Source organism: Capnocytophaga granulosa ATCC 51502 (genome assembly GCF_000411115.1).
In the GTDB taxonomy this organism is placed as follows: Bacteria; Bacteroidota; Bacteroidia; order Flavobacteriales; family Flavobacteriaceae; genus Capnocytophaga; species Capnocytophaga granulosa.
Genome location: NZ_KE150258.1, coordinates 110,021 through 119,204 on the forward strand (window position 1 = coordinate 110,021; position 9,184 = coordinate 119,204).

The 9,184-nt window shown below is 43.3% G+C and carries 10 protein-coding genes and 2 tRNA genes; 8 read left to right on the top strand and 4 right to left on the bottom strand.

Annotated elements, in window-relative coordinates:
- Positions 1-14: 14 nt before the first annotated feature.
- The 8 genes from HMPREF9331_RS11505 (at position 15) to HMPREF9331_RS11540 (ending at position 7,393) form a co-directional block, all read left to right on the top strand.
- The gene (locus HMPREF9331_RS11505; RefSeq protein WP_016421076.1) at positions 15-395 is read left to right on the top strand and encodes a DoxX family protein; all 381 of its coding nucleotides are present in this window, start codon (positions 15-17) and stop codon (positions 393-395) included.
- A gap of 97 nt (positions 396-492) precedes the next feature.
- Positions 493-1,755, top strand: a complete 1,263-nt coding sequence (locus HMPREF9331_RS11510) for a putative DNA modification/repair radical SAM protein (protein WP_016421077.1) — start codon at positions 493-495, stop codon at positions 1,753-1,755.
- Between the two features lie 12 nt (positions 1,756-1,767).
- Positions 1,768-2,505 carry a TIGR03915 family putative DNA repair protein gene (locus HMPREF9331_RS11515; RefSeq protein WP_016421078.1) on the top strand — a complete coding sequence of 246 codons (738 nt, stop codon included), beginning with the start codon at positions 1,768-1,770 and terminating at the stop codon, positions 2,503-2,505.
- A 146-nt stretch (positions 2,506-2,651) separates the two neighbouring features.
- Positions 2,652-4,004 (top strand): UDP-N-acetylmuramate--L-alanine ligase, encoded by a 1,353-nt coding sequence (gene murC, locus HMPREF9331_RS11520; RefSeq protein WP_016421079.1) that lies wholly within the window; start codon positions 2,652-2,654, stop codon positions 4,002-4,004.
- Positions 4,005-4,050: 46 nt separating this feature from the next.
- Positions 4,051-4,132: transfer RNA gene (locus HMPREF9331_RS11525), tRNA-Tyr, on the top strand.
- 74 nt (positions 4,133-4,206) lie between these two features.
- Positions 4,207-5,190, top strand: a complete 984-nt coding sequence (locus tag HMPREF9331_RS11530) for a 3-oxoacyl-ACP synthase III family protein (RefSeq protein ID WP_016421080.1) — start codon at positions 4,207-4,209, stop codon at positions 5,188-5,190.
- A 17-nt stretch (positions 5,191-5,207) separates the two neighbouring features.
- Complete coding sequence (mnmA, locus tag HMPREF9331_RS11535; protein WP_016421081.1) at positions 5,208-6,401, top strand: tRNA 2-thiouridine(34) synthase MnmA; 1,194 nt, start codon at positions 5,208-5,210, stop codon at positions 6,399-6,401.
- Positions 6,402-6,487: 86 nt separating this feature from the next.
- Positions 6,488-7,393 (top strand): hypothetical protein, encoded by a 906-nt coding sequence (locus tag HMPREF9331_RS11540; protein WP_016421082.1) that lies wholly within the window; start codon positions 6,488-6,490, stop codon positions 7,391-7,393.
- Positions 7,394-7,579: 186 nt separating this feature from the next.
- On the opposite strand, the gene HMPREF9331_RS11545 is transcribed toward HMPREF9331_RS11540, so the two are convergent.
- From HMPREF9331_RS11545 to HMPREF9331_RS11560, 4 genes are all read right to left on the bottom strand, one after another.
- On the bottom strand, positions 7,580-7,960 hold the full coding sequence (locus tag HMPREF9331_RS11545) for a hypothetical protein (RefSeq protein ID WP_009643031.1): 381 nt from the start codon (positions 7,958-7,960) through the stop codon (positions 7,580-7,582).
- 36 nt (positions 7,961-7,996) lie between these two features.
- Positions 7,997-8,067 (bottom strand) — tRNA-Cys (locus HMPREF9331_RS11550).
- Between the two features lie 48 nt (positions 8,068-8,115).
- Positions 8,116-8,469: a dihydroneopterin aldolase gene (gene folB / locus HMPREF9331_RS11555; protein WP_016421083.1), complete on the bottom strand. Its 354-nt coding sequence runs from the start codon at positions 8,467-8,469 to the stop codon at positions 8,116-8,118.
- Positions 8,470-8,475: 6 nt separating this feature from the next.
- The coding region (locus HMPREF9331_RS11560) for a PorP/SprF family type IX secretion system membrane protein (protein ID WP_040357524.1) at positions 8,476-9,184 on the bottom strand (709 nt) is incomplete at its 5' end.

A 9,184-nucleotide genomic window follows, 5' to 3' on the forward strand; every position in this document is an offset into this window, starting at 1 on the left:
AATTTAGTATTTTTATGAATAGTAAAACAAGAAAAATCGCGGGTTATGTCCTTTCTGGATTGGTAACCTTTGTCTTCGTCGCTACAGGTGCTATGAAATTCACTGGGGGTGAGCAGAATGTACAAATGGCAAAATTAGTAGGCGGTGCTTCTACACTCCACATCTTAGGCGGGTTACAGATATTCTTTGCCTTACTTTTTTGGATTCCTCGTACTGCTGTGGTAGGCTTTTTGCTTATGGCTTGTTATATGGCCGGAGCTATGGCTACTCATTTGGTTATCAAAGAATCCTTTGTCTTACAGACAGGCATTGAAACCCTTATCTGGGTGACTGGATTTGTTCGTTTCCCTGAACTTACACAAAGACTTTGCCCTTGTAATAACTGTAAACAGTAATCAGTAATCAGAAGTCAGTGGTCATTCATCAGAAACTGACTGCTGACTGCTGACCACTAACAACTGACTGCTGACCACTAACTACTGACCACTATCCATGGATTTTGAACGTATCAAAGAAAAACTCGCCATTTTAGCCGATGCAGCTAAGTATGATGTCTCCTGCTCCAGTAGCGGGAGTACGCGTCGCGGTAAAAAAGGTGAATTGGGTAATGCTGCCCCCTTGGGAATCTGCCATTCCTTTACGGAAGATGGGCGGTGTATCTCCCTACTCAAAATCCTGCTGACCAACCATTGCATATATGACTGTGTGTATTGTGTCTCTCGCCGCTCGAACGATATTGCTCGTGCGGCTTTCTCTGTACAGGAAGTAGTGGATCTGACTATCAACTTCTACCGAAGAAACTATATAGAAGGCCTTTTCCTAAGCTCTGGCGTATTTAAGGATGCAGATACCACCATGGAACGCTTAGTAAGAGTAGCCAAAAAACTAAGAGAGGAGGAACACTTCAACGGGTATATACACCTGAAGACCATTCCTGGGGCGAGTGAACAGCTGATCCATGAGGCTGGACTCTATGCCGATCGTCTTTCTGTCAACCTTGAAATACCTACCAAGGAGGGACTCAAGCTACTGGCCCCTGAAAAAGACCACAAGCAGATGGTTGCTCCTATGCAACAGGTGAAGAATGAACTGGCTATCACCTCTTTGGAGCAAAAGAAATTCAAACACACCCCGAAGTTTGCCCCTGCAGGACAGACCACTCAGATGATTATTGGGGCTACAGCCGAGACTGACCAAAAGATTATCCATGTAGCCAGCTATATGTATGAGAAATTTCAACTCAAGCGGGTGTATTACTCCGGTTATGTACCTGTTCTTCAGGACAGTCGCCTCCCCTCTATCTATAGCCAAGTACCTATTGTACGAGAGAATCGCCTCTACCAAGCCGATTGGCTGATGCGCTATTATGGTTTTGACCCCAATGAGATTCTTGACCCTACACAACCTTTTTTGGATTTGGAGATAGACCCTAAGCTCGCTTGGGCGCTGCGTAATCAGCACCTCTTCCCTATCGATGTGAATACCGCACCGCGAGAATTACTCCTACGTATCCCTGGGGTAGGAGTGAGATCCGTACAGAAGATCTTATCCGCACGGACTTTCCAAAAACTCACCTACTATTCCCTCAAACAAATGGGAGTGAGTCTCAGTCGTGCCAAGTACTTTATCACTTGTAGTGGTGCAGAACCCTTGGCAGGGAGTATGGATAGCCTAAGGCTGCGTCGCCTTATCATCGCGAACAGCCAGAGCAAACAGAAAAATAGGTATGCCCCCGTTATACCCTTTCCTAATTAACCTATTCACAAATTGATACATTTACTCTACGATAGTTCCTTTGAAGGATTCCTTACGGCTGTTTTTATAACCTTTGAAAGGCGTTACTCACAGGTGATTATCACACCTGAGTCTGGTCATACCCCTACCCTATGGGACGAAGAGGAGATCGTTTATACCGATACTACCAAAGCCCAGCGCGTGCTAAGCAAGATCAAAACTATATGGGGCACAGAGGGAGTGGCCATTGTACTTCGGGCTTTTCTCTCCGAAGAAAATGCAATAGAAAACCATCTCTTGGAGGCTATTCGCCTGATGCTCCAATACCCCGAAGCAAATGTCTTAGAAAACTATGGGCATGTGGCTATTGCGCATATTCGAAAAGCCGCTAAGAGTGTAGGGCGTGAGGTGCATAGAGTAAAGGAATTTGTTCGCTTTGAGCAGTTGGGCAAGCTCTATTTTGCCAAAATAGCACCGCAGTACGATGTATTGCCTTTGGTGATTCCCCACTTTAAAGCGCGCTTTTCAGACCAAGAGTGGGTACTCTTTGACCCTCAGCGCGCTTATGGATTTTACTACGACCTCAAGGAAGTAATCTCCTTTACCCCAGCTGAGAAGAATTTTGGCAAAACCGCTCAACTCTCCGACGGCTATGAGCAACTCTGGAAAACCTACTTCCAGCATATCAATATCACTGAACGCAAAAACACCCGTTACCAACTCAGAAGCATGCCCAAGCGGTATTGGCAGTATCTGCCTGAGACAAAATAACCCAAAATTTGTCCCTCAAGTCCGCTGAGCATTTAAAAATTATCCTTACCTTTGCGTTTATTAATTAGACAATTTGCCAATCACCAATTTAGCCAATTAATCAACAAATTAGCTCACTGGCAAATTAGCTCATTAACTCATTAACAATGGAACATATTTATTTTATAGGCATAGGAGGAATCGGTATGTCCGCCTTGGCTTTATACTATCGCTTCAAAGGAAAAGAGGTGCGTGGCTATGACCGTACCCCTTCCGATATTACTGAGATGCTCTCCCAAAAGGACATTGCTATTACTTTCTCGGAGGACTTGGATTTTATCCCCAAAAATTATACCCCAGAAAACACCCTGGTAGTCTATACCCCTGCTATCCCAAAGGAGCACAAACAACTCGTCTATTTCCAAACACATGGCTATAAGGTTTGCAAGCGTTCTGAGGTATTAGGGCTTATCACAGAGGATAGTTTTTGCTTGGCCGTAGCAGGTACCCATGGCAAGACAACTACCAGCAGCATCTTAGCCCATATCTTGGTAGAATGTAAGGCGCCGGTGAGTGCTTTCTTAGGAGGTATTTGTGAGAACTTCCAAAGCAATTTCATCTGTAAGGGAACTGAACTTACAGTGGTAGAAGCCGACGAGTTTGACCGCTCTTTCTTGCGCCTAAGCCCGTCCATTGCTTGTATCACGGCTGTAGATGCCGACCACTTAGACATCTATGGGACAGCGGAAGAGTTCCAAAAAGGATTTGAGGACTTTACCCATCGCCTCAAGCCTGGGGGCAAACTCATCGTACGCAAGGGACTACCCTTTGCAGGGCTTACCTATGGCATTGCCGATGGTAGTGATTATGAGATTTCTCAAGTGAAAGTACAAAACGGAGGCTACCACTTTACTTTAAGCTATACCGATCCTAAGACAGGCCAACGTGAAGAGGTCAAGGACTGTACCCTCTTCCGTCCTGGAGAACATCACCTACTCAATGCCTTGGCTGCCGTGGCGGTAGCACATCAGGCAGGCTATCCCTTAGCTGATTTAACACGTGCCTTAGCGAGTTTCAAGGGGGTCAAAAGGCGCTTTAGCTATATCATCAATACCCCTGAGCAAGTCTTTATAGATGACTATGCCCACCACCCTACCGAGCTAAATGCACTCTATAATGGGGTGAGAACTATGTACCCCCACAAGGAGATAACTATTCTCTTCCAGCCACACCTTTTTACTCGTACCCGTGACTTTGCTGAGGGTTTTGCTAAGAGCCTTTCACAGTTCGACCGTGTCGTCCTCTTAGATATTTATCCCGCCAGAGAACTCCCCATAGAAGGGGTAACCTCACAATGGCTTTTGGATAAAATAGAGAACCCCAACAAAGTACTTTTATCCAAATCCGAGATTATCAACTACTTACAAGCCCACCCTGCTCGTGTTTTAGTGTTAGCTGGTGCAGGTGATATAGGGGTAGAGGTAGAGAAGATCAAAAAGTTTTTGGAAAAAGACGTATAAAAATTTGCACAGCAAAAAAAAAGTACGTACTTTTGCGGCCGAAAACGGGAAGATACTCAAGCGGCCAACGAGGGCAGACTGTAAATCTGCTGGTTTTACCTTCGCAGGTTCGAATCCTGCTCTTCCCACAGTGTCATTCCTTAGTGAATGACTTTTTTTTTGCCCTTAAAAAGCACTTTTCCAATAAACCCCATATTTGTGAATGATGAAAAGTTATATCAAGGCTATTTCTACCTATTTCCCTAAGAATATTCTCACGAATGATGCTATTTCAGCGCAATTTCCTGAATGGAATAGCGAAAAAATTCTTCAGAAAATAGGTATTGAACAGCGTTACATTGCCCAGGCAGATGAGTGCGCCTCCGATATGGCTACCCAAGCCGTACTAAACCTTATAGAGGAACATCATTTGGACAAAAATACCATTGATTTTCTCCTACTTTGCACCCAAACTCCCGATCATATTCTCCCTACTACAGCCTGCATTGTACAAGAGAAGGTAGGCCTGCCCACCACTTGTGCCGCTTTGGACATCAACCAAGGTTGTTCGGGCTATATCTATGGGCTTTCTCTAGCCAGTAGCCTCATTGCCTCTGGTAATTTTAAGAATGTGATTTTAGTAACGGCAGACACCTATACCAAGTATGTACACCCCAAGGACAAAGGTAACCTAAGTATCTTTGGCGATGCCGCTACCGCTACCCTTGTCTCGAACGAAGGGACATATTGTATAGGCAAACCTACCCTAGGCACCGATGGTGCTGGAGCTGAAAACCTAATCATTCGCAATGGAGGCACCCGCTCTCCCCGCAACGAAAACCCCGATGACTTGGATAATTTCGTGGATATGAAAGGAGGGAAAATCTTTAATTTTATCGTGAAACGTACCCCTGAAGTAGTCTATGATAATTTGAAAACCAATGGATTTGATATAAACGATATAGACCTCTTTGTCTTTCATCAGGCCAATACCCATATCCTGAATAAGGTACGTGAGGACATGGAAATCCCTGAGGAGAAATTTGTTATAGAAATGCGGTATTATGGTAATACCATTTCTTCCACCATTCCCATTGCTCTTTCCGAGCACCTACGCAAATATCCTGAAAAACCAAGCAAAAGGATACAGTTTGTTGGTTTTGGAGTAGGCTACTCATGGGGTGCTATTTGTATAGAAAAACCATAAAAAAGAAAGGAAATCATATGAAACGTGTAGTAGTAGGACTTAGTGGAGGGGTAGATAGCAGTGTGGCCGCCTACCTACTCCAAAAGCAAGGATATGAGGTCATTGGCCTCTTTATGAAGAATTGGCATGATGATTCGGTTACCATCTCCGATGAGTGTCCGTGGCTAGAGGACAGCAATGACGCCCTTATGGTCGCTGAAAAATTGGGTATTCCCTTCCAGACAGTGGATATGAGCGTACCTTACAAACAGCGTATTGTGGATTATATGTTCCGAGAATACGAACGTGGTCGCACCCCCAATCCCGATGTGCTTTGCAACCGTGAAATCAAGTTTGCCACCTTCCTCGAATACGCCCTGAACTTAGGAGCAGACTATGTAGCTACAGGGCACTATTGCCGCAAGGATACCATAGAAGTCAACGGACAAACCATCTATCGCCTATTGGCAGGAAAAGATCAAAACAAAGACCAATCCTATTTCCTCTGTCAGCTCTCCCAAGCACAGCTCGGCCGTGCCCTCTTCCCTATAGGCGACCTACAAAAGAGTGAGGTACGCGCCATTGCCAAAGAATTAGGCCTTGTTACTGCCGAAAAGAAGGATTCCCAAGGCCTTTGCTTTGTTGGTAAGGTACGCCTGCCTGAGTTCCTGCAGCAACAACTTGCCCCTAAAAAAGGAGATATTATCCAAATCCCTAGCACTTGGCAAGGTTATCAGGACAAAGAAAGTTCTAAGCTCTTTGAGTGTTATGAAGACGAACTGAAATACTACGCGGAAAAATACCACTATTCCCCCACAGACGGCAAAGTGGTTGGCCAGCACGATGGCGCTCATTTTTTCACTATAGGGCAGCGTAAGGGACTACATGTAGGCGGCACTGTAGAGCCTCTCTTTGTCATAGATACAGATACCGAAAAAAATATTATCTATGTAGGGGAAGGACATGCCCACCCAGGACTTTTTAGGCGCACTCTATTTGTTAAAAAAGAAGATATTCATTGGATTCGCACCGATTTAGCACTATCTTTGCACCAAACCATGGAAACAATGGTACGTATTCGCTATCGTCAGCCCTTGCAAAAAGCTACTTTATATCTGAATGACAGCGGGTTATACATTGATTTTACAACTCCACAAAGCGCTATTACCTCAGGACAATTTGCCGCTTGGTACATAGAAGATGAGCTAATTGGCTCAGGTGAGATATATTAATTATGTGTTAAACCATTAAATACGCTTCATACTTAGACAAAAATTCCTATTTTTGTCCTAACAAAATAACTAAAAACCTAATTTTTATGTCAGTAGAATTACAAAATAATGAGACACCTGAAAGAAAAAAAGGAGGTGGTCTTATCATTGCTTTGTTGTCTATAGGACTTGTAGGAGCAGGTGGCTATGCTTTCTACCAATCCAACGAAGCAAGAAAAAACGAAGAAGCCATTTTAGAGAAACGCGACCAGGTTATCAAAGAGTTAGAAAGCTTGCAAAAAGACTATGACGAAGCGGTAACCGTTTCCAAGCAAAATGCCGATGAACTGGCCGATGCTAAAGCCCGTATTGCTCAGTATATTGACTCGCTTAAGACTATGAAAGCCGATATCAATGTACTATTCAAGTATCGCGATCAAGTAGAAGTACTCAAGAAAGAACGCCAGCGCCTACTGGCTATCAACGATTCTTTGCGCAAGTACAACGTAAAGGTAACTCAACAGCGTGATAGCACGGCTAAGGCACTGAATGTACGTACCACTCAGTTGGATTCTGTATCACAAAAAGCAAGCGAACTGAGCAAAGTGATAGACGAAGGTTCTATACTCAGCCTTAAAAGCCTTACAGCTCAAGGAATGAAAGAAAAATCAGGTGGTAGATATGTGGATAAAGAACGTTCAGGAGCTGTAGATAAGATTAAGGTATGCTACACTGTAGGCGTTAATAGAATTGCTCCTGTAGGTAATCGTACTTTTTATGTACAAGTACTTAGCCCTAATGGTATCACCTTAGGAGATAATGACACAGTCTCTGTAGGAGAAAGAACTGTAAACTATAGTGCAATGAAAGAATTCCTATATGAGCGAAATCCAGTAGATGTATGCGAATATATCTCTTCTATCACAACAAAATATGAACCAGGAACTTACCAAGTGTTTGTATTTGACGACCAATTGCGTGAAATTGGAAAAACAGAACTCAACTTACGGTAAACAACGGATTATACTCGTAAATAAGAAAAAACGGCTTTATAGGCCGTTTTTTTGTTTGCAGTTTGCGTTTGATAATTAAAAATAATAAAAATAAAGATAGAGATAATTTAGTTTTCTTGTCCTTAAAAAAGGCCATCCCTATAGGACAGCCCTTTGAAAAGTTATTTATATTTAGTATTTTTTCTATTAGAAAATAGATTGTAGGTCTTTTTTGTAACGAGCCAAAAGAGAACGAGTAATACCTAAGTTCGCTTTAGAAGAATCTACTACCAAATATACAAAATAGTTTCCATTAGGAGCCACATCAATCACGTGGATTTGGTGGGTGAGGGTGATAAGAATATCCTCTATCTTTTCCTTACCTTCCAAACCTAAGATACGCAGCGCATTCATTTTAGCCTTTACCACTTCCAAGTTGTAAGCAGATGCTAAGTTGGGGTCAAAAGTAGGATCCGCAGACACAGCCACATAAGACACCCCTGATTTTACTTCAGTTACAGAAACGGCAATAAAGCCAGGTACGTTGGCCTTAATGTCTTGTACAAATTTGTCTAATACATTAGTCATAAGAAATGCGGTTTTAAATTATTTAAAATTTAGATGAGGCATCAAGCGGATTCGAACCGCTGTATAAGGTTTTGCAGACCTCTGCCTAGCCCCTCGGCCATGATGCCTTTTTACAGGGTGCAAATGTAGAACTTTTTTTTTGAGTGTGCAAATAATTAGTCAATTATTTTTACACTTACTTGTGCTACATCTCCTCCTATAGGTGGATTTATCTTGGCTACTTCTACCTCTACAGAAGTAATTTCCTGAAAATCAGCTTTTATAGTTTGCAAGATACGTCCTGCCACATGTTCTAAAAGTTCGGAACGTATGGCCATTTGATCCTTGACAATTTGGTTAAGCCTCACATAATCTATGGTATCGGCAAGGCGATCGCTCTTAATAGAGGCGCCCAAATCCGCCCAAACAGTCAGATCTACACGATACCAGCTACCAATCTGTGCTTCCTGCTCAAGACAACCATGGTAGGCATATACCCTAATATCGTGGAGAGAAATACTACTTTTCATACTTTATTATCTTTCAGTACAGTTACAACCACCGATACCTTGGAACATATCGATACCGAGGGTAATCATGTGGGTACCTGAGTTATAGGAGCGTATAGCGTTGAGGTTTAGTCCGTAGCCGTAGGCGAAGTAGAACAAGCCTTTTTTAAGTCCCAACATAGGGCCTATGCTCAGGGGCCTGAACACCTGGTCGTTGATAAGGCGTACTGTGGCTCCTGCCCAGTAATAGTCCTCGTAGTCGAACCAGCGGTACTTCACATTGACATCGGTAATGGAACGACCATCTCCTTCCAAGTATTGGATAAAAGCCGAAGGCTCTAGCTCCCAGTTGCTGCTAGGGTCTTTCTTATAACGATAACCCGCATACAAGTTGTAGTTCCTCAGGTTCGTAGGCTCCTTGATATCAAACATCTCTTTGCTCTTGTTCAGGATATTGGTCGCCGAAAGACTCGCAAAAATCCCCTTGTAGCGGTAAAGCACCCCTACCTCAAAGTTATGGTTGACCATAGAACGGTTGTCCGTTACACCCAAGTCCGCCATAGGACGACCCGCATCGGTGAACTTGTCTATGTCTATACGGAACGCATTGACTATATACGAGATACCAAACGAGATAAAATGACTGTCATAACTATCCAATGTCAAGTGGTGAGAGAAGGTGAACTTTCCCCCCATCTGCTTGGTGTAACCATTGCGGTCGTTATACAAGGACAAT